Below are 20220 nucleotides of genomic sequence, written 5' to 3'. Positions count from 1 at the left end.
CATGAGTGACCCGCGGATCATCGATATCACGCTCGACGAGCGCACGATCCTGTGGCGCAACGCGGACATCGAGCAGGAGCGCAAGGTTGCCCTGCTCGACCTACTGAACGACAATTATTTCAAGCCCTTACGCCCCGCGTCGGATGGCTATGAAGGCCCATACAAGGTGGCGCTGCGCGTCGAGGAAGGGCGGCTCGCGATCGATATCCAGCGCGGCGACGGATCGCCGATCGAAACGATCGGGCTCGGCATGATGCGCTTCCGCCGCTCGATCAAAGATTATTTCGCGATCTGCGACAGTTACTATCAGGCGGTTCGTCAACAGACGCCGCAGCAGATCGAAACGGTCGACATGGCACGCCGGGGGCTCCACAACGACGCCGCCGAGTTGCTCCGCGAGCGGCTGGACGGCAAGATCGAACTTGATTTCGATACCGCGCGGCGGCTCTTCACGCTGATCTGCGTGCTGCATATCCGGGGATAGAAGTGACGGAAGTTTCGGTGGAAGAAGTGGGCGTCGCGGTTCTGGTCGACGCGGCGCGGGCGGCCGCGCGTCATGCACACGCGCCTTACTCGCGCTTCGCGGTGGGCGCGGCGCTGTTGATGACGGACGGGTCGATCGTCACCGGCACCAATTTCGAGAATGCGAGCTATGGCCTGTCGCTCTGTGCCGAGACGGTCGCACTGGCGACGGCGAACGCCGAGGGGCGACTGGCGGACGTGATCGCCGTGGCGGTGATCGGCGGCATGAAGGGCGCGGACGGCCTTCCCACCGGGGACAAGCCCGTCGGCCCGTGCGGCCGCTGCCGTCAGGTGTTGAACGAAGCGGCGCAGATGGGCGGGCGCGACCTGCCCGTCTTCTGCGCCTCGGCGGATGGCGTGACGGTGGAGCGGCACATGCTCTCGGCGCTGCTGCCCCATGCGTTCGGGCCGGCCGATCTGGGGCTCGCCTGAGATGGCCATCGAGCTGATCTGCCTCGATGCCGACGACACGCTGTGGCACAATATGCGGCACTTCGACGCGACGCAGGCGATCTTCGCGGACCTGCTCGCGCCCTTCGCCGACGCGGGCGTCAGCCGCGAGCAGCTCACCGCCATCGAGATCCGCAATCTCAAGCTCTACGGCTATGGCGCCAAGAGCTTCACCCTCTCGATGATCGAGACGGCGCTGGAGCTGGCCGGCGACAAGCTCACGGATCGCACCATCGCCGACATCCTCGCCGCCGGGAGGCAGTTGCTCGCCCATCCGATCGAGCTGTTCCCCGGCATCGAGGAGGCGCTGGACAGGCTGGGCAGCCATGCCCGGCTGGTGCTCGTCACCAAGGGCGACCTGCTGCATCAGGAGACGAAGCTCGCCGCCTCCGGCCTCGGCGATCGCTTCTCGGGCGTGGAGATCGTCAGCGACAAGAATGCCGACACCTATCGTCGCCTGTTCGCCCGCCACGGCGTTGCGCCCGAGCAGGCGGTGATGGTGGGCGACTCGCTGCGCTCCGACGTGCTGCCCGCGCTCTCGGCGGGCGCGTTCGCGGCCTATGTGCCCCACGATATCGTCTGGGAGCATGAGCGGGCCGACGAACCCGTCGGTCACGAGCGCTATCGCCGATTGAGCCATCTCGCCCATCTCGGCGACTGGATCGCGACGCTCTAAGCCCCTCCTCCGTCACCCCGGACCTGATCCAGGGTCCAGAGCGTCAGGCGGTATCGCTTGCGGCTCTGGATGCCGGAGCAAGTCCGGCATGACGGTCCGGGGGCTGGCTCAGCCCCGCTCCACCTGGCTCACATCGCGCACCGCACCGCGCGCGGCGTTCGTCGTCATCGCCGCATAGGCCCGGAGCGCCGGCGACACCTCGCGCTTGCGGCCGAACGGCTTCCACGCCTTGGCGCCCTTCGCCTCCATCGCGGCGCGGCGCCCGGCCAGCACGGCCTCGTCGAGATCGACGCGGATCACGCGGTTGGGGATGTCGATCAGGATCGGATCGCCCGTCTCGACCAGCGCGATGAGGCCGCCCTCGGCCGCTTCGGGCGAGACATGGCCGATCGACAGCCCCGACGTTCCGCCCGAGAAGCGCCCGTCGGTGATGAGCGCGCAGGCTTTGCCGAGCCCCTTCGATTTCAGATAGCTGGTCGGATAGAGCATCTCCTGCATCCCCGGCCCGCCCTTCGGCCCTTCGTAGCGGATCACCACCACGTCGCCCGCGACCACCTGATTGCCGAGGATGCCGGCCACCGCCGCATCCTGGCTCTCATAGACGCGCGCCGCGCCCCGGAAGGTGAGGATGCTCTCGTCCACGCCCGCCGTCTTCACGATGCAGCCTTCGGGCGCGAGATTGCCGAACAGCACGGCGAGCCCGCCATCCTTCGAGAAGGGATGCTCCGCCGAGCGGATCACGCCGCCCTTGCGATCGGTGTCCAGTTCCTTCCAGCGCGCGGACTGGCTGAAGGCGGTCTGCGTCGGAACCCCACCCGGCGCCGCGCGGAAGAAGGTGCGGACATCCTCGCTGTTGGTCCGCCCGATATCCCAGCGGGCGAGCGCATCGCCCAGCGTCGGGGCATGGACGGTCGGCTGCGAGGCGTCGATCAGCCCGCCGCGCTCCAGCTCGCCGAGGATCGCCATGATCCCGCCCGCGCGGTGGACATCCTCCATATGGACGTCCTGCTTGGCCGGCGCGACCTTGCAGAGACAGGGCACCCGGCGCGAGAGCCGGTCGATATCGGCCATGGTGAAGTCCACCCCCGCCTCCTGCGCGGCGGCGAGCAGGTGGAGCACGGTGTTGGTCGAGCCGCCCATCGCGATATCGAGGCTCATCGCATTCTCGAACGCCGCGAAGGTGGCGATGCCGCGCGGCAGCGCAGTCGCGTCGTCCTGCTCGTACCAGCGCTTGGCGAGATCGACGATCAGATGCCCCGCCTCGCGGAACAGCTTCTCGCGATCGGCATGGGTGGCGAGCGTCGAGCCATTGCCCGGCAGCGACAGCCCCAGCGCTTCCGTCAGGCAGTTCATCGAATTGGCCGTGAACATGCCCGAACAGGAGCCGCAGGTGGGGCAGGCCGAACGCTCGATCGACTTCACCTCCTCGTCGGAGAAATGATCGTCGGCGGCGGCCACCATCGCATCGACCAGATCGAGCGCGACCTCCTTGCCCTTCACCACGACCTTGCCGGCCTCCATCGGCCCGCCCGAGACGAACACCGCCGGGATGTTGAGCCGCAGCGCCGCCATCAGCATCCCCGGCGTGATCTTGTCGCAGTTGGAGATGCAGACCAGCGCATCGGCGCAGTGGGCGTTGGCCATATACTCCACGCTGTCCGCGATCAGCTCGCGGCTGGGCAGCGAATAGAGCATCCCGCCATGGCCCATGGCGATGCCGTCATCGACAGCGATGGTGTTGAATTCCTTGGCGACTCCGCCCGCCGCCTCGATCTCGCGGGCGACGAGCTGGCCCAAGTCCTTCAGATGGACATGGCCCGGCACGAACTGGGTGAAGCTGTTGACGACGGCGATGATCGGCTTGCCGAAATCCTCGTCCTTCATCCCCGTGGCGCGCCACAGACCGCGCGCGCCGGCCATGTTGCGGCCATGGGTGGTGGTACGGGAACGATAGGCGGGCATGGACGGTCCTCAGGTGAATGAGGACCGGCCTTGCGCAACCTTAGGTCGAAATGTCAACCATCAATTGAAATGATATTACGCGACGACATCGATCTCCTCGACGACCGTAACCTCGGGCGGCCCGGCCAGCAGATCGCCCGCCGCGCCCCGGAAAGCGATGTAGTGGGCGGCGTTGCGATGCGCCTCGACCGCGTCATGGTCGACATAGAGTTCGTCGATGACGATCCGCACGCCGTCCTTCTCGCGCCACGCGTCGTAGCGCAGATTGCCGGGCTCGGTGCGCGCGCCCGCGACGGCGGCGCGGACGGCGGTGTCCAGATCGGCTTCGCGGCCGGGCTTCGGGGTGAGGAACGCGACGATCTTGACGGGCATTACGGCTTTCCTTCGCGACGGAAATTGGGGGGGCGCTTCTCGAAGAAGGCGGTGAAGGCCTCGCGTGCCTCCGCCGACTGCATGGTCTCGCGGAACAGGCGGGCCTCTTCCTCGATCCGCTCAAGAATGGGAACGATATCGCCCTTCATCAACCGCCGCGTGTGCGCGAGCGCCTGCGGAGGCTTGGCCGCCAGCGCCGCCGCCTTGGCGCGGGCGACGGCGAGCAGGTCGCTCGCCACCACGATGCCCGTCACCAGACCGACCTTGTCGGCACCCACCGCATCCATCGGCTCGCCGAGCAGCAGCATCGACGCCGCCTTGGCATGCCCCATCCGCATCGGCGCGAGCAGGCTGGAGGCCGCCTCCGGCACGATGCCGAGATTGACGAAAGGCATCACGAAGCGCGCGTCCGGCGCGGCATAGACGAGGTCGCAATGGAACAGCATCGTCGTGCCGACCCCCACCGCGAGGCCCTGCACCGCCGCGACGATCGGCTTCCCGAAGGCCGCGATGGCGCGGATGAATTCGAACGCGGCCTGCCCGCCTTCCGGCCCGGCGAGGAAATCCTTGAGGTCGTTGCCCGCGCAGAAGGCGTCGCCCTTGCCCGCGATCAGCACCGCGTCGATGTCCGCCCGCTGAGATGCCTCGCCCAGCGCCGCCGTCATGGTGCGATACATGCACGCGGTCAGCGCGTTCTTCTTGTCCGCCCGATCGAGGTGCAGCTCGATGATGCCGCCGGATTCGATGGTTTCGATGCCTTCGCCGAGTTGCACGGTCATCCGCCCTCTCCTTTACGTTTACGGAAAGCGTAGCGCGTCGGCGCGGTCAAGGGAACCGTCGTTCGACGCACGAATATTCCGCCTATCACGCCCACAAGGACATAAACGGAGACAAGCGCGCGCACCCGCGCTAGAGGCACCGGCATTATGGCAACCGAGTCCAAACCCCGCACGCTCTACGAGAAGATCTGGGACGCGCATGTCGTCTCGCAGCGCGAGGACGGCACCGCCCTCCTCTATATCGACCGTCACCTCGTCCATGAGGTGACGAGCCCGCAGGCCTTCGACGGCCTTCGCGCGGCCGGTCGCACGGTGCGCCGCCCCGATCTCACGCTTGCGGTGCCGGACCATAACCTGCCCACCACGGCGAGAGCTGACGCGCAGGGGAAGCCCCTGCCGATCGCCGACGCCCAATCCGCCGAGCAATTGTCGGCGCTGACGCGCAACACCGCCGCATTCGGCGTCGAGTTCATCGACGCGCTGGCACCCGAGCAGGGCATCGTCCACGTCATCGGCCCGGAGCAGGGCTTCACCCTGCCCGGCACCACCGTCGTCTGCGGCGACAGCCACACCGCGAGCCATGGTGCGCTAGGCGCGCTCGGCTTCGGCATCGGCACGTCGGAGGTGGAGCATGTGCTCGCCACGCAGACGCTGCTGCTGAAGCGCTCGAAATCGCTGGAGGTGCGCGTCGATGGTCCGCTGGGGCCGGGCGTGACGCCCAAGGACGTGGCGCTCGCCATCGTCGGCGCGCTGGGCGCGGGCGGCGGGGCTGGCTATGTCGCGGAATATACCGGCTCGGTGTTCCGCGAGATGTCGATCGAGGGGCGGCTGACCGTCTGCAACATGTCGATCGAGGCAGGCGCCCGCGCCGGCCTCGTCGCGCCCGACGACAAGACCTTCGCTTATCTCAAGGATAAGCCCCGCGCGCCCAGGGGGGCGGATTGGGACAAGGCCGTGGCGTGGTGGCGCACGCTCGCCACCGATCCGGGCGCGACCTACGACAAGACGATCGTCATCGACGCGACCAGCATCGCGCCCTTGGTGACATGGGGCACGAGCCCGGACGATGTCGTCTCGATCACGGGCATCGTCCCCGATCCGGCCGATCTCGCCGATCCGGCGCGCCGTGCCGCGGCCGAGAAGTCGCTGGCCTATATGGGCCTCACGCCGGGCACGCGGATGCAGGATGTGGCGGTGGACCGCATCTTCATCGGAAGCTGCACCAACAGCCGCATCGAGGATCTCCGCGCCGCCGCCGCCATCGCGCAGGGCCGCCATGTCGCGGCCAATGTGAAGCAGGCGATGGTGGTGCCGGGCTCAGGGCTCGTGAAGCGTCAGGCCGAGGCCGAGGGGCTCGACCGCATCTTCATCGAGGCGGGCTTCGAATGGCGCGAGCCGGGCTGCTCGATGTGCCTCGCCATGAACCCGGACAAGGTGCCGGCCGGCGAGCGCTGCGCCTCCACCTCCAACCGCAATTTCGTCGGGCGGCAGGGGCCGGGATCGCGCACGCATCTGCTCTCCCCCGCCATGGCCGCCGCCGCGGCCGTCACCGGCCACCTGACAGATGTGAGGGAGTTCGCCTGATGCAGGCCATCGACACCATCGAGGGCAAGGCCTACCCGCTCGGCCGCCCGAACATCGACACCGACATCATCATCCCTGCCCACTGGCTCAAGACGGTGACGCGCGAGGGCCTCGGCAAGGGCGCCTTCGAGACGATCCGCGCCGAGCCCGGCAATGTGTTCGACGACGAACGCTACAAGGGCGCACCGATCCTGATCGCGGGCGACAATTATGGCTGCGGCTCCAGCCGCGAGCACGCGGCCTGGGCGATGGCGGACATGGGCATCCGCGCCGTGATCGCGCCGGGCTTCTCCGACATCCACGCCGGCAATGCCTTCAAGAACGGCATCCTGACCGTCGTGCTGCCGCAGGAGGAGGTCGACCGGCTGATGGAGGTGGCGAAGGACCATCCCATCTCGATCGATCTCGAACACCAGACGGTGACGACCCCCTATCAGGATCGCTTCCGCTTCGAGATCGATCCCTTCCGCAAGGATTGCCTGCTGAAGGGCCTCGACGAGATCGGCATCACGCTCGAACTGGATGCCGCCATCGCCGCGCATGAGGCGAAGGCGCATCTCGATACGCCGTGGGTCGAAGGGGCCGCGAAGGCCGCCTGAGCCGTCAGGCGGCGGCGAGCGCGTCCATCGCCAGCGCGATCGCGCCCATCGGCCCGGCCTGATCGCCGAGCGCCGGGGGCGCGATATAGCGTTCGATCTGCGAGGACAGCGCCACCGCGTCGCCATAGCCCGCGAGGCTCTCGACCAGCATCGCGCGCACCATCGGCAGGATCTGCGGCTGCTTGGTCGCGACTCCGCCGCCGATCAGGATACGCTCGGGCACCGATCCCATCACGAGATTATGGCAAAGCCCGGCGATGGCATGGGCCACCATCGACCAGACGACATGATCGGCCGGCAATTCGCCGCCATTCCTGCCCGTCCGCTGCTCCACCGCGAAGCCCGAGGCGAGGCCCTCGACGCAATCGCCGTGGAACGTGCAGGCGCCCTTCCAATCGTCGCCCGGAAAGCGGGGAACACGCATATGGCCGGCCTCGGCATGGCCGATGCCCATCACCGGGCGGCCATTGACGATGATCCCGGCGCCGACGCCGGTGCCGACCGTGATATAGGCATGGGAGGAGAGCCCCTGCGCCCCGCCCCAGCGCCCCTCCGCCAGCGCCGCGCCCGACACGTCCGTATCGATCGCGGTCGGCACGCCGTAGCGGCTGCCGAGCCGCCGCGCGACGTCGGTGTTGCGCCAGCCCGGCTTGGTCGTGGCGGTGATATAGCCATAGTCGGGCGCGCCCGGCTTGAGCTGCAACGGCCCGAAACAGGCCAGCCCCAGCGCCGCGAACCCGCTCTCCGCCTGCCATCGGTCGAGCACGCGCTCAATCGCGGACAGCGTTTCCTCAGGGCTGGTGGTAGGGACGCGCTCCTCCGCGACAACCCCGCCCGGCCCGGTGGCCAGCACGCATACGCATTTCGTGCCGCCCAGTTCGACGCCCGCCGCCAGCACGCTCATCGAACGGAATCCCACTGATACTCAGGCATTCATCCTCGCGTCTTCGGGCTCATGACCATGATCGCTCATTTATGAGCAGACCGTCCCTCTCCTCTCCGGGAAAAAAACTAAAATTGAAAGAAGAATTTCGAGGGAAGCGGATCACAAATGAAAAGGCCCCGCCGCAACGGTGCGGCGAGGCCCTTCCTTCTTGCCCCGGATGGTGCCCGGATCAGTGCCCCGCGGGCAGCGCCACGGTGGCATGTTCCGCGCCCTTCACCCGCGCCGCCGCCAGCGCGAAGATGAAGATTCCGGCATAGCCGATCACCGGCACGATGAAGGCATGGCCGAAGCCGCCCGTCACATCCGCGATCTTGCCGGCGACGATCGGCAGAACCGCCCCGCCGAAGATCGCGACGCACAGCAGGCCCGACGTGGCCGAGGCCGGCGCGGACGATCGCTGGAGGGTCAGCGTGAAGATGGTCGGGAACATGATCGAGTTGAACAGGCCGATGCTGAGCGCGCACCAGGCCGCCGCCGGGCCGCTCAGCGTGAAGGCCGCCAGCGACAGCAGCCCCGCCGCCGCGACCATCACCGCGAGCAGGATCGGCGCCGGGAACACCGCCAGCAGGCCGCTGCCGATGAAACGACCGACCAGCGCGCCGCCCCAGTAATAGTTGGCCAGCATCCCGCCCGCGACGAGCAGGCTGACGCCCAGCACCTCCGGCTGGTTGAGGAAGTTAATCATGATCGAACCGATCGACACTTCCGAGCCGACATAGAGGAAGATCGTCAGCGCCCCCGCCAGCGCCCAGCCGGAGCGCAGCGCGGCCAGCGGCGAGGCATTCTCGCCCGTGGCGCCCGCTCCGCCACGATGCGGCACGGCATTCTCGATGCGGTGGCGCATCACGAAGATCAGCAGCCCGAGCGCCAGCAGGAAGGCCGCGATGATGAGGAAGGCGTGGTTGACCGCGCCGAGGCCCGCGACGCGCGAGGCTTCGTCGGTGATGGTGGCACCGCCATCCTTGAACACGTCGCCCGACAGCATCAGCGACGAGCCCAGATGCACGCCCAGCACCACGCCGAGCGAGTTGAACGCCTGCGCCAGCGTGAGCCGGAAGTGGGACTTTTCGGGCGCGCCCAGCGCCGCCGCGAGCGGGTTCGCCGCCACCTGGAGCGCGGTGATGCCCGCCGCCAGCGTGAACAGCGCCACCAGCACCAGCGCGTAGGTCCGCGCCGCAGACGCCGCGAGCACGATGAGGCAGCCGAGGATCATCACGCCGAGCGCCGCCATGATCGTGCGGCTCGGCCCCAGCCGGCCGAGCACGGCGGCGGCGGGCAGCGAGAAGACGCCATAGGCCAGGAAGAAGGCGAACTGGGTCAGCATCGCCTCGGCGCGGCTCAGGCTGTAGATGCCGCGCAGCGCCGCGATCAGCGGGTCATTGTTGGAGGTGATGAAGCCCCAGGCGAAGAAGAGGCAGGTAACGGTAATGAACGCGGGCAACGCACCCGCCGCGGAACGACTCTGCATCTCTCCTCCTGTGAGCTTTTGGCCGACCGCCGGACAAGCGATCGGCCGGCGGAGGTTGCGCAGGCGCTGACGCCGCTGTCAATCTTAACGGATCGCCTTCTCCCGCACCGGGCCGGTCGAGCCCCGCACGACGAGCTGATAGGGCAGCATCCGGTGCGGCGGCACCTCCTCGTCCTCCAGCAACGCGAGCAGCGCGCCGGTCGCCTCGCGCGCCATGTCGCGGATCGGCTGGTGGATGGTGGTGAGGCGCGGCCAGACCACCGACGCGATATTGCTGTCGTCGAAGCCGACCACCGAGAGATCGCCCGGCACGGACACGCCCGCTTCATAGGCCGCGTTGAGCACGCCCGCCGCCATGTCGTCGTTGCAGGCGAAGATCGCGGTGGGCCGATCCTTCAGCGCCAGAAGCTTGCGCCCCGCCTCATAGCCCGAAAGGAAGGTATAGGCGCCCTGCGTCTCCAGATCGGCGTCGATCGGCAGGCCATGCGCTTCCAGACCGGCGCGATAGCCCTCGAAGCGCGCCATCGCCGAAGCATGGGTGACGTGGCCGCGCACGATGCCGATGCGCTTGTGGCCCAGAGCCGCGAGATGATCGACCACGGCGCGAGCCGCGTGGCGATCGTCCATCGCGACGTCGGGCGCCTGGCTGCCGCCGCTGGTCGGCGCGATGCGGGCATAAGGCAGCCCGCAGGCCTCCAGCTCCGCCACCGTCGCGGCATCGTCGCAGAGCGGGGGCGCCAGCACCACGCCGTCCAGACCCGAGGCGCGCGCGATCGCCTGCATCTTGCCGGACGCCGTCGCCGCATCGGCGAAGGGCAGCACCAGCAGCCGGTATCGCTCGCCATGCAGCCGGTCGAGCGCGCCGGTCTGGAGATCGACGACATAGTTGGGGCTGGGGTTTTCATAGGCCAGCCCGATCAGGAAGGAGCGCCGCCCTGCAAGGCTGCGCGCCGCCACGTTCGGATGGTAATCCAGCTCCGTCGCCGCCGCGAGCACGCGATCGCGCGTCAGCGGGCGGACGTTGGGCTCGTTGTTGAAGACCCGCGATACCGTTTTGATCGATACGCCGGCGGCATCCGCGACATCGGTGATGGTGGAGTGTCGCGTCGCTGGTTTTCTTGCCACCCTTGTCCCCGTTCTGGCTCTCCTGTGGGCAATTAGCCCTGTCGGACGGCTACAGGCAAGCGCCGCGCGCCACGCGGTGTCGGCAGGGCCTCGCCGGCATGGGCGGCGGCGATCATCGCCACCACGTCCCGCGCCTCCACCGGATCGACCGGAAGCGGCCCGCCGGAGCGGATCGCGGCCGCCATCGCGCGATAGAAACCATAGGGATCGCCCGCCGGAACCGGGGCCTCCAGCCGCTCGCCATCCTTGGTCGCGCGATAGGCGGGGATCGGCGGCAGACCCTGCGCGAAGCCCGGCCGCGAGGGGCTCTCCCCGGCCCGGAGCGCCGCCTCCAGCGGATCGAGCCCTTCGGTCCACCAGCTCCCGCCCGTTCCGTGCAGCGCCATATGCGGCCGCGTCGCGGCGACCAGAGTCGAGGCGGAGAGGATGGCGCGGGCCTCGCCATAATGCAGCGTCAGCTCGAAATAATCGTCCGCCCCGGCGCCGCTGCGCTGGGTGGCGACATCGGCCGCCATCGCATCGGGCCAGCCGAACAGGCCGAGCGCCTGATCGATCAGATGCGGCCCCAGATCCCAGAGCAGCCCCGCCCCCGGCCTCGGCGTGTTGCGCCACACCGCCGCAGCTTCGGGCCGGAAACGATCCCAGCGCGCTTCGTAGAGCGCGACCGGCTCCTTCGCCGCGATCGCGCGTGCGGCGAGATAGTCCCCGTCCCACCGGCGATTATGATAGACGCTGAGCAGCCTTCCCGTCTCCGCCGCGACATCGATCAGCCTGTCGCATTCGGCGAGGCTGGGCGCCATCGGCTTGTCGACCACGACATGCCGCCCCGCCCGCAGCGCCGCCTCCGCATGGGCGGCGTGGAGATCGTTGGGCGTCACCACCACGATCAGCTCCACCGCGTCGATCGCCAGCAGCGCGTCGATGTCGGAGACGACCTGCGGCCGGTCGCGCCGCTCGGCGGCCTCGGGCCGCGAGGTCATCACGGCAGCGATGCGATAATCGGGAAGCGCCTCGATGATCGGCGCATGAAGGACCGCGCCGGCAAGGCCATAGCCCACCAGCCCGACCCCGATCGGGGAGGATGTCGTCATGCCGCCAGTTGGGCGCGCCCAGGCGAGTCCGTCAAGGCTTGGAGGGTTTGGATTGCTTCGGCGTGTTGGGCATCGGCTCGAACCAGCCGAGCACGCAGCGCGGATAGGCCTGGATGCCCACCGTCTGTACCGCCGTCGTATCGAACACGCGGACGAAATCGCCCTCGCAGAGCTGCGATCCCCACGGCTCCGTCTCCAGCGCGCCGAAGCTGCTGTTGAGCCGCTCCACCCCCGGACATTCGGTGCGCAGATGGTTGCGATAGGCACGCAGGCCCGAGGTGAAGATGATCGTGTCCTTCCCCTCCGATCGATGGCCGGTGTAGCGCTGGCCGTCGATGCACGAGATCGCGCCCGGCGGACGCGGCGCATCCGGCGCCTTGGCCGCCACCGCGAGCAGCGCGCAAGGAAGGATGACGCTCCAGCGAAGCATGTTCATCGGCCTGTTCCTCCGCATCCCCTGTACGCGCCCCGCCCTGAACGGGGCATGGCCGGATCATATCATATAAATCGGGCCACCATGGTTGCCTTCGCCGGAACGGTCGAGCATCTCTCGGCCTGCCTTGCTTCCTCCGTTGGAGACCAGCCGATGATCCTCCGCCGCCTTGCCCTTGCCGCCGCGATGGCGCTCGCCCCGATCGCGGCCCACGCCGCCGAGCCGACTCAGGCCCAGAAGGACCAGTGGGCGAAGGAAAACGAAGAGCGCCTCCACACCGATTGGGCATGGCTCGGCAAATATCAGGCCGCCAATGCGGCGCTGCCCGCCCGCACCAAGGAACCGCGCGTCGTCTTCATGGGCGATTCGATCACGCAGGGCTGGTTCGATCAGGTGCCGGAGTTCTTCACCGTCGGCCGCGTCGGCCGCGGCATCAGCGGGCAGACGACGCCGCAAATGCTGCTGCGCTTCCGGCAGGACGTGCTCGATCTCCACCCGGCGGTCGTCCAGATCATGGCCGGCACCAACGATATCGCCAGCAACACAGGCCCGATGACCATCGAGCAGACCGAGGCGAACTTCCGCTCCATGACCGAGCTGGCGCAGGCGCATGGCGTGCGCGTGATTATCGCCTCGATCCCACCGTCCTCGCATTTCCCGTGGCGGCCGGGCCTCGCCGTCACCGAGAAGATCGAGACGATCAACGCGTGGCTGAAGCAGTACGCCGCCGAGACGGGCTCGACCTATGCCGACTACTGGACCGCGCTTCAGGACGGTCAGGGCGGCTTCCGCAGCGCGTGGACCCTCGACGGCGTCCATCCCAACAAGGATGGCTACGCCGTCATGATCCCGATCGCGCGGAAGGCGATCGCGCAAGCGCTGGCCAGGCCCGCGCCCAAGCCGATCGCCATCGCCGCCAGGCCCTGATCGTCAGCCGTGCCGATCCGCGTGGGCGTCGGTCGCGCGGATCAGCCGGTCGAGGATACCGGGCTCGCTGTACGCATGGCCCGCATCCGGGATGAGGTGGAACTCCGCCTCGGGCCAGGCGCGGTGGAGATCCCAGGCGCTGCGCACCGGCGTCGCGGTATCGTAGCGACCCTGCACGATGGTGCCGGGAATGCCCTTCAGCTTGTGGACGTCGCGGAGGAGCTGGCCTTCGTCCATCCAGCCCTTGTTGACGAAATAATGATTCTCGATCCGCGCGAAGGCGATTGCGAACTGCTCCTCGGTGAAGCCGCCCGAGGTCGCCGGATCGGGGAGCAGCGTGATCGTCTCGCCCTCCCACTGCGCCCAGGCGCGGGCGGCCGAGACCTTCTCGCCTTCGTCGTCGCCGGTCAGCCGCTTGCGGAAGGCTTCGAGCAGGTCGCCGCGCTCGGCCTCGGGGATGGGGGCGAGGAAACGCTCCCACTTGTCCGGGAAGAGCCACGCCGCCCCGCCCTGATAATACCAGTCCACCTCCATCCGACGCAGCAGGAAGATGCCGCGCAGGATCAGCTCGGACACGCGCCCCGGATGCGTCTCGGCATAAGCGAGCGAGAGCGTCGAGCCCCAGCTTCCGCCGAACACCAGCCATGCCTCATGCCCGCATATCTCCCGCAGCCGCTCGATGTCGGCGACGAGATGCCAGGTGGTGTTGGCCTCCAGCTCGGCATGGGGCTCGGAGCGCCCACAGCCGCGCTGATCGAACAGCAGCACGTCGTAGCGCGCCGGGTCGAAGAGCTGACGATGCGCCGGGCTGCACCCGCCGCCCGGCCCACCATGCAGGAACACCGCCGGAATGCCGCCCGGTTTGCCTACCCGCTCCCAATAGACGCGATGCCCGTCGCCCACGTCGAGCAGGCCGGAGGCATAGGGCTCGATCGGCGCATAGGGCTGGCGCAGCGTCTCGGTCATGCGGGAATCTCCTGAAGCGTCGCCCGGCATCGCAGAGCGCGCGGCGTTCGCCAAGTGCGCTTGCCGCCGTTCCCCGCCGGGGACTAGCATCGCGCCACGCCGGGCGGACTCGGCACCCGTTGAGGGAGCAGCAGCATGAGCGACGAACTCGTCTTCTACACCAATCCCATGTCGCGCGGGCGGATCGCGCGATGGATGCTCGAAGAGGTCGGCCAGCCCTATCGCACCGAAGTCCTCGAATATGCCGCCTCGATGAAGGGCGCCGCCTATCTGGCGATCAACCCGATGGGCAAGGTTCCGGCGATCACCCATCGCGGGCAGACCATCACCGAATGCGCCGCGATCTGCGCCTATCTGGCCGATGCCTTCCCCGAGGCCGGGCTCGCGCCCCCGCCGCAGGATCGCGCCCGTTATTATCGCTGGCTGTTCTTCGCCGCCGGGCCGGTAGAGCAGGCCGTCACCATCAAGGCGCTCCAGGTCGAGGTGCCGGCCGAGCGCGAACGGATGGTCGGCTACGGCACCATGACCTGTATGCTCGACGCGCTGGAAGGCGCGCTCGACGGGCGGGACTATATCGCCGCCGACCGCTTCACCGCGGCGGACTGCTATGTCGGCGCGCAGCTCAACTGGGGGATGATGTTCGGCACGGTGGAGAAGCGGCCGACCTTCGAAGCCTATGTCGCGAGGCTCTCCGAGCGCCCCGCCTACAAGCGCGCCGTGGAGATCGATGACGCCCTCATGCCCGCGCCCGCGCCGGCCGGCTGATCCATACGGAAAAGGCCCGGCGGAGCGATCCGCCGGGCCTTTTCGCATTCAGGCCTGAGCCCCGATCAGTTGCGCTGGTTGCCCATGAAGCGCAGCAGGAAGAGGAACAGGTTGATGAAGTCGAGATAGAGCTGCAACGCGCCCATCACCGCCGACTTGCCGGCATAGGCCGTGCCGCGCACCGCGAAATAGCCGCTCTTGATGCGCTGCGTGTCATAAGCGGTGAGGCCCGCGAACAGCAGCACGCCCACGGCCGAGATCAGCAGGTTCATCGCCGACGAGTGGACGAACATGTTGATGAGCATCGCCACGATCAGGCCGAACACGCCCATGATGAGGAAGGTGCCGAACGCCGACAGATCCTTCTTCGTGGTATAGCCGAACAGGCTCAGCGCCGCGAAGCTCGCCGCCGTCGCGAAGAAGGCCTGCGCGACCGAACCGCCGGTATAGACCAGCAGGATCGTCGACAGCGACAGGCCCATCAGCACGGCATAGGCCCAGAACAGCGCCTTGGCGGTGCCTTCCGAGATGCGGTTGATGCCGAAGCTCAGCCACATCACGACGCCCAGCGGCGCGAGCATTACCAGGAAGCGCAGCAGGCCGCCCTGCATGAAGAGCTGCGCGGCCATCGAGTCCGCACCGCCGCGCGCGAACAGCATCGCGGTGATGCCGGTCAGCAGCACGCCCGAGGCCATGTAATTGTAAACGGACAGCATGTAGGACCGCAGCCCTGCGTCGAACGCCGCCTCACGGGCGCCCGTCGCAGCGCGAGGCACCGCGGTCGTCCGGGGGTCAGACCAGTTCGCCATCGAAGATACTCTCCTTGCCATCGACGATCAGCGTCGACACCGGCAATATCAGGCTTCCCGGTCCGGCTTTCAAGCGAAACCGGACCAGAGCCGGAAGGAGGAGCATGGCGCATCACCGCCTTTTCGTCGCGTTGAGGCCGCCGGCGGCGGTACGCGGGGCTTTGCTGAGGGCGATGGGTGGCGTGCCCGGCGCCCGCTGGCAGAGCGACGAACAGCTCCATATCACGCTGCGTTTCATCGGCGAGGTGGACCGTCACCGGGCCGAGGATATCGCCGCTTCGCTGGGCCATATCCGCCACCCCGGCTTCCCGCTGACGCTGACGGAGAGCGGCACGTTCGAGCGCAATGGCCGGGTCGACGCGCTGTGGATCGGCGTGCAGCCCCGAGAGCGGATCAAGGCGCTCCACGACAAGATCGACCGGACGCTCGCTCAGGCCGGAGTCGCGCCGGATGGCCGCGCCTTCCTGCCCCACATCACCCTCGCCCGCTTCGCCCGCAGCGCCGCGCCGCCACCGGATGCAGCGGCCGGAATCGTCGCGCCGTCGCTCGATCCGTTCGCGGTCACCAGCTTCGAGCTGTTCGAAAGCCATCTGGGCTCCGAAGGCGCCGTCTACGATACGATCGCGCGCTATCCGCTCGATCCGGTCGAGACCTGACGACAGGTCGGACCGCGAAGCCTCCCGACTCTCCGACAACCGCTCCCGCCTCGGCGTTCGGAGCACCCTCCTGCGATTATCGCGCGCCCGTCACTCCAAACCCGACGCACAAAAAAAGGGAGCCGGCATAAAGCCGACTCCCCTCTTTTCCGTCGAGCCTCGTAAAGAGGCCCTCGCGGGAAGACCTTACTGACCCGAACCCGGACCGAAGGTGATTTCCACGCGACGGTTCTGCGGCTCGCGCACGCCATCGGCGGTCTGCACCAGGAGGTGCGTTTCGCCGAAGGCCTGGGTCTGGAGCGCCGTGTCCGGCACGCCCTTGCCCGCGAGGTACGACTTCACCGAGTCCGCGCGACGCTGCGACAGGCCCATGTTGTACTTCGGCGTGCCCGACGTGTCGGTGTAGCCGGCCAGCATGACCGAAGCCGAACCGGTCTGCGCATAGGCAGCGGCGGCGTTGTCGAGGATCGAAGCCGCTTCCGGCGTGATATCCGACTTGTTCCAGTCGAAGAACACGATGAACGGACCCGGGTTCGCCGGCGGAGGCGGCGGCGGCGGAGGCGGCGGCGGAGGCGGCGGAGGCGGCGGCGGCGGAGGCGGCGGAGGCGGCGGAGCAGCCGGTTCGCCGAAGTTGAAGATCACGCTCGCCAGAAGGCTGTGCGACCGGAAACGACCCTTGGTCTGCTCGCCGTCGAGGTCCGTCAGCTTGACGTTGCGGACGTTGAAGAAGCGATACTTCAGACCCACGTCGATCTTGTCGGTGACCGGCGCGCGGACGCCGGCGATCGCCTGCCACGCGAAGCGCGTGCTGCTGTCGTCGACCAGATCCGGGAAGTCGGCACCGAAGCGCCAGGAATCGGCCTTCACGCGGGCGACACCGGCACCACCGCCGACGTAGCCGCTGATGCCCTTCTCGTCACCGAAGTCGAGCAGAGCGTTGACCATGAAGCTGAGAGCGCTGGTGTTGCCGGTGCGCGAGTTCTTATACTCGCCCGGCAGCGCGCCGCCGACGGCAATCGTGTTGGTCAGCTTCTCGACTTCGGAACGCTTGTAGCCGACTTCGCCTTCCACGCGGACAGGACCGAAATCATAACCCGCGACGCCGTCGACGTCGAAGCCGACCTTCTGGTCGACCTTGAGGGCGCCACTGGTCGATCCAATGCTGTAGTGCGAGTCTTCGACGAGCATTGCGCCGCCTTCGACACCCACATACCACGCCTTGTCCTTCGCGAAGGCGGGACCGGCCAACGCGGTGGAGGCCAGCGCCACAACAAGGGCGAGCTTCCGCTGCATATTAATCCCCTTTCTATCAATTCCCGACTGGGAACGAAAAAAGCCTAACCAATGAGGAATATCCGCGCAAGCGCGCATATTCGGCACCTGTTGCACATTCGCCACACTCGAATGGCCGTCGTTGATGTCCTCCCCGGCAGACTTCCCGAAAACCCATCGATCGCCAATCGGTTTCCCCCCGTCGCAAAAAAATCAGATCGCGACGAGACCGTGGTTTCTGAGCGCAGCGAGGATCGCAACGATCGCAGCCCGCGATTCTGCGTCCGAAACGGTTCCTCCGGCGGGGTCCGCGATGGCCGACTGTTGCACACTCACCACTTGCCGTCCTCCGACGATAACCCGCTGGGCGACGACATCGCCCATCCTCCACAGCGCGCCATCGAACCAGACGAACAGCTTGTCGGCATTCGACCAAAGGATCATCCCCGCCCTGCCCGCGACGAAGCGCCATCCGCCCTCCGTCCAACTGGCCAGCGCATCCGGCTGACCGGCCCATGCGCCCGTGGGGGCCGCGCCGGTGATCCAGCACTGCCCCGGAACCGGGGCCGAAGGCGGGTCGTCCACCGCCACCGCCTCCACCGCGGCCTGAAGCAGCGCGTCGATGCGGGTCAGGGCTTCGTTGTGGAACAGTTCCTTCTGCGCCTGACCGGGCGCGATGAAGGGCAGCGCGAGGCGGGCGGTGGCGTCGGACATCTCAGTCTCCCAGCGACAAGGTGAAGGTGGCGGGCGGCAGCGAGGCGGCACTGGTGCCCACCTGCGCGACCGACAGGAGGAGCGCGCCCTGCCCCAGCCCCGCGAGATCGGCGGCCGAAAGCGTCGCCGAGGGGGCCGCCGTCTCCAGCATCAGCGGCATCGGGCCGGAGCGGCCGGCGGTGAGGCGATACCGTTCGCTCTCCTCGGCGAGCGGCGCGTCGGTGTCGTCGAGCCAGTCCCAGCCGATGCGGCTCCGGCGCGTCCAGCCGATCTGGATCGAGCCATCGGCCTCTCTCGTCGCGGTGAGCGCCGCCGGCGCGGGCGGGCGGAGGGCGCGGGCCTGGAAGAGGATATCCGCTTCGCTCGCCGCCTCGTCGCCGATCCCGCTCGCGGCGATGCGGATCGTCCCGCCGGTCTGCCCGGCCGGAAGCGTCCAGGAGAAGAGCTTGTCCGGCTCGATCAGCACGAAGCTTTCGCCCGCGACATGGCCGGCCGTCGCCCATTCGCTCCCGCGCCGTCCACGCAGAAGGCCCGAAAGCCGGAACAGGCGCGGCCCGATCTGCTGCGCGGAGGCGAACTGGACCAGCTCGTCGCCGATCAGCGCCAGATTGGCCGAGGCCGATGCCCCCACGGCGTCGCTGCCCATGAGCGCCATCGCATCGTTGAGCAGTTCGACATCGACCGTCGACACCATGTCACGCAGCATCGCGCCGCCGGGCCGGAGCGCCGTCCGCGCCGTGCCCATCACCGCCGGCGGAGCCGTCTGCCCGATCGCCTGCCAGCTTGCGCCGTCGTCGAGGCTCGCCAGCAGCGTCGCCCCGCGCCAGCCGGCCGAGGCGCCCGCCGCCGCGATCAGCAGCGCGGCGCTCGATGGCGCGTCATGGCCGAGCGAGGGCAGGTCGAGCAGCGCGAGGTTACGCGTAGAGCATCGCCACCGGCTCGGCCCGCGCCGCCTTGCCCTGCCGCGCATGGACGAGCTGAACGGGCAGCCGCGAGTCCGCCGCGCGCAGCACGCTTTCAACCATCGCCCCGCCATTGTTCGCCTCGGCGACGATCCGATCGGCGCGGTGTCGCTCGGCGGCCGACGCCACGGCGCGCGCCCAGCCCTCCGGCCCGAGCCCCTGCACGCTCGCATCCTCGATCACATGGCCGACGCCCTCCGCATCGAGCGCGGCAACCACGATCCCGCACGCATCCGAACCCTCGCCAGCGCCCGCCGGGGGATCGACCCCGATCACGACGCGGACCGCCTCCGGCGCCGCGCGCACCCGGCAGCGCTCGATCAGCTCGCGGCTCCAGAGCGCGCCCTCGACCTCCTCGATCAGCTCGCCGTCCAGCTCCTGCCGCCCGAAGCGCGTGCCGCCATAGGCCTGCTCGACCGCGCCCAGGAAATCCGGCGGCAGGTTCGCGCGGTTATCCACGCTCCGCCCGCCGGTGACCGCGACATCCCCCCGTCCGACCAGCGCCCGCACCAACGGCACCGGGCGCGGCGTGGTGGTCGCGACGACGCGGGGCCGCTTGCCCAGCCTCAGGCCCAGCATCAGATTGTCCCACGCCATCGGGCCGTGCGGCCATTTGGCGATCTCGTCGCACCAGCCATGGCTGTGCTGCGGCCCGCGCAGACTCTCGGGCTCGGCGGCGGAGTAGAGGGTCGCGATCGCGCCGTTCGGCCATGTCAGCCGCCGCAGCGACGGCTCCCACACCGGGCGGGCGGCGTCGGGCGCGATCGCGAGAAGGCCGCTTTCCCCCTCCACCATCACCGCCCGCGCCTCGGCCAGCGTGCTGCCCACCAGCGCGATCCGGGCGCCGCCGTCGGTTTCGGCGATGGAGCGCACCCACTCCGCCCCGGCCCGCGTCTTGCCGAAGCCGCGCCCCGCCAGCAGCAGCCAGATGCGCCAATCGTCATGGTCGGGCGCAAGCTGCTCCGGCCTCGCCCAGAAGCGCCAGTCCGATCGAAGCGCCTCGGCCTGCGCCACCGGCATCAGCCGCAGCATCCGCGCCCGCTCCGTATCGGGCAGGCGCGCGAGATCGGCGGCGGTGTGCGTCTCGCTCCGCGTCATCCGGCTTCTCCTCTCTTTCGGCTGCTATATTCTTCGCGTCACCC

The 20220-nt window shown here is 68.5% G+C and carries 23 protein-coding genes; 8 read left to right on the top strand and 15 right to left on the bottom strand.

Going from position 1 to position 20220, the window contains the following annotated elements:
• The first annotated feature begins 1 nt into the window (after position 1).
• The 3 genes from FHS98_RS01195 to FHS98_RS01185 are packed head-to-tail and all read left to right on the top strand — an operon-like array spanning position 2 to position 1648.
• Complete coding sequence (locus FHS98_RS01195; protein WP_167098589.1) at positions 2–484, top strand: UPF0262 family protein; 483 nt, start codon at positions 2–4, stop codon at positions 482–484.
• A gap of 2 nt (positions 485–486) precedes the next feature.
• Positions 487–954, top strand: a complete 468-nt coding sequence (locus FHS98_RS01190; RefSeq protein WP_341786002.1) for a cytidine deaminase — start codon at positions 487–489, stop codon at positions 952–954.
• 1 nt (position 955) lies between these two features.
• Positions 956–1648, top strand: coding sequence for an HAD family hydrolase (locus tag FHS98_RS01185; protein ID WP_167098586.1), 693 nt, complete (start codon positions 956–958; stop codon positions 1646–1648).
• Between the two features lie 108 nt (positions 1649–1756).
• On the opposite strand, the gene ilvD is transcribed toward FHS98_RS01185, so the two are convergent.
• From ilvD to FHS98_RS01170, 3 genes are all read right to left on the bottom strand, one after another.
• Positions 1757–3610: a dihydroxy-acid dehydratase gene (ilvD, locus tag FHS98_RS01180; RefSeq protein WP_167098583.1), complete on the bottom strand. Its 1854-nt coding sequence runs from the start codon at positions 3608–3610 to the stop codon at positions 1757–1759.
• 75 nt (positions 3611–3685) lie between these two features.
• The gene (locus FHS98_RS01175; protein ID WP_167098580.1) at positions 3686–3982 is read right to left on the bottom strand and encodes a putative quinol monooxygenase; all 297 of its coding nucleotides are present in this window, start codon (positions 3980–3982) and stop codon (positions 3686–3688) included.
• On the bottom strand, positions 3982–4761 hold the full coding sequence (locus FHS98_RS01170) for an enoyl-CoA hydratase-related protein (RefSeq protein ID WP_167098577.1): 780 nt from the start codon (positions 4759–4761) through the stop codon (positions 3982–3984). Before FHS98_RS01170 ends, FHS98_RS01175 begins: the two co-directional genes overlap by 1 nt.
• Before the next feature lie 147 nt (positions 4762–4908).
• On the opposite strand from FHS98_RS01170, the gene leuC reads away from it, so the two are divergent.
• Both leuC and leuD read left to right on the top strand, forming a co-directional pair.
• A complete protein-coding gene (gene leuC, locus FHS98_RS01165; RefSeq protein WP_167098573.1) occupies positions 4909–6345 on the top strand; it encodes a 3-isopropylmalate dehydratase large subunit in 1437 nt (478 codons plus the stop codon).
• The gene (gene leuD / locus FHS98_RS01160) at positions 6345–6944 is read left to right on the top strand and encodes a 3-isopropylmalate dehydratase small subunit (RefSeq protein WP_167098570.1); all 600 of its coding nucleotides are present in this window, start codon (positions 6345–6347) and stop codon (positions 6942–6944) included. The genes leuC and leuD overlap by 1 nt, the downstream gene beginning before the upstream one ends.
• Positions 6945–6948: 4 nt before the next feature.
• On the opposite strand, the gene FHS98_RS01155 is transcribed toward leuD, so the two are convergent.
• From FHS98_RS01155 to FHS98_RS01135, 5 genes are all read right to left on the bottom strand, one after another.
• On the bottom strand, positions 6949–7848 hold the full coding sequence (locus tag FHS98_RS01155) for an ROK family protein (protein ID WP_208401899.1): 900 nt from the start codon (positions 7846–7848) through the stop codon (positions 6949–6951).
• Between the two features lie 211 nt (positions 7849–8059).
• Positions 8060–9358 (bottom strand): MFS transporter, encoded by a 1299-nt coding sequence (locus tag FHS98_RS01150; protein WP_243847798.1) that lies wholly within the window; start codon positions 9356–9358, stop codon positions 8060–8062.
• Between the two features lie 84 nt (positions 9359–9442).
• Entirely contained in the window at positions 9443–10483 is a 1041-nt protein-coding gene (locus FHS98_RS01145) for a substrate-binding domain-containing protein (protein ID WP_167098567.1), read from the bottom strand.
• Positions 10484–10515: 32 nt separating this feature from the next.
• A complete protein-coding gene (locus tag FHS98_RS01140; protein WP_167098564.1) occupies positions 10516–11574 on the bottom strand; it encodes a Gfo/Idh/MocA family oxidoreductase in 1059 nt (352 codons plus the stop codon).
• Positions 11575–11605: 31 nt separating this feature from the next.
• Positions 11606–12010, bottom strand: a complete 405-nt coding sequence (locus FHS98_RS01135) for a hypothetical protein (RefSeq protein WP_167098561.1) — start codon at positions 12008–12010, stop codon at positions 11606–11608.
• 150 nt (positions 12011–12160) lie between these two features.
• Here FHS98_RS01135 and FHS98_RS01130 point away from each other — a divergent pair, with 150 nt between their 5' ends.
• Entirely contained in the window at positions 12161–12934 is a 774-nt protein-coding gene (locus tag FHS98_RS01130; RefSeq protein ID WP_167098558.1) for an SGNH/GDSL hydrolase family protein, read from the top strand.
• Between the two features lie 3 nt (positions 12935–12937).
• On the opposite strand, the gene pip is transcribed toward FHS98_RS01130, so the two are convergent.
• Positions 12938–13900, bottom strand: a complete 963-nt coding sequence (gene pip / locus FHS98_RS01125; RefSeq protein ID WP_167098555.1) for a prolyl aminopeptidase — start codon at positions 13898–13900, stop codon at positions 12938–12940.
• Positions 13901–14035: 135 nt separating this feature from the next.
• Between pip and FHS98_RS01120 the strand changes: the two genes are divergently transcribed.
• Positions 14036–14665 (top strand): glutathione S-transferase family protein, encoded by a 630-nt coding sequence (locus FHS98_RS01120; protein WP_167098552.1) that lies wholly within the window; start codon positions 14036–14038, stop codon positions 14663–14665.
• A 65-nt stretch (positions 14666–14730) separates the two neighbouring features.
• On the opposite strand, the gene FHS98_RS01115 is transcribed toward FHS98_RS01120, so the two are convergent.
• Positions 14731–15474 (bottom strand): Bax inhibitor-1/YccA family protein, encoded by a 744-nt coding sequence (locus tag FHS98_RS01115; RefSeq protein ID WP_167098549.1) that lies wholly within the window; start codon positions 15472–15474, stop codon positions 14731–14733.
• Positions 15458–15580 carry a hypothetical protein gene (locus FHS98_RS18935; protein ID WP_279588246.1) on the bottom strand — a complete coding sequence of 41 codons (123 nt, stop codon included), beginning with the start codon at positions 15578–15580 and terminating at the stop codon, positions 15458–15460. Before FHS98_RS18935 ends, FHS98_RS01115 begins: the two co-directional genes overlap by 17 nt.
• Between FHS98_RS18935 and thpR the strand changes: the two genes are divergently transcribed.
• Positions 15579–16130 carry an RNA 2',3'-cyclic phosphodiesterase gene (gene thpR / locus FHS98_RS01110; RefSeq protein WP_167098546.1) on the top strand — a complete coding sequence of 184 codons (552 nt, stop codon included), beginning with the start codon at positions 15579–15581 and terminating at the stop codon, positions 16128–16130. The two genes, FHS98_RS18935 and thpR, sit on opposite strands and share 2 nt — an antisense overlap.
• A gap of 186 nt (positions 16131–16316) precedes the next feature.
• Here the strand turns inward: thpR and FHS98_RS01105 are convergent, their stop codons facing one another.
• The 4 genes from FHS98_RS01105 to FHS98_RS01090 all read right to left on the bottom strand — a co-directional run bounded on the left by FHS98_RS01105 (position 16317) and on the right by FHS98_RS01090 (position 20176).
• Entirely contained in the window at positions 16317–17423 is a 1107-nt protein-coding gene (locus tag FHS98_RS01105) for an OmpA family protein (protein ID WP_167100205.1), read from the bottom strand.
• A gap of 192 nt (positions 17424–17615) precedes the next feature.
• Positions 17616–18116 carry a DUF2793 domain-containing protein gene (locus tag FHS98_RS01100; protein ID WP_167098543.1) on the bottom strand — a complete coding sequence of 167 codons (501 nt, stop codon included), beginning with the start codon at positions 18114–18116 and terminating at the stop codon, positions 17616–17618.
• A gap of 1 nt (position 18117) precedes the next feature.
• Positions 18118–19086 (bottom strand): GTA baseplate fiber-binding domain-containing protein, encoded by a 969-nt coding sequence (locus tag FHS98_RS01095; RefSeq protein WP_208401898.1) that lies wholly within the window; start codon positions 19084–19086, stop codon positions 18118–18120.
• Positions 19031–20176: a DNA-packaging protein gene (locus tag FHS98_RS01090; protein ID WP_243847797.1), complete on the bottom strand. Its 1146-nt coding sequence runs from the start codon at positions 20174–20176 to the stop codon at positions 19031–19033. The genes FHS98_RS01095 and FHS98_RS01090 overlap by 56 nt, the downstream gene beginning before the upstream one ends.
• Between the last annotated feature and the right edge of the window lie 44 nt (positions 20177–20220).

Source organism: Sphingomonas oligoaromativorans (assembly GCF_011762195.1).
In the GTDB taxonomy this organism is placed as follows: domain Bacteria; phylum Pseudomonadota; class Alphaproteobacteria; order Sphingomonadales; family Sphingomonadaceae; genus Solisphingomonas; species Solisphingomonas oligoaromativorans.
The sequence above is the reverse complement of the archived record's forward strand: the minus strand, read 5'-3'. Positions and strand labels throughout refer to the sequence as shown.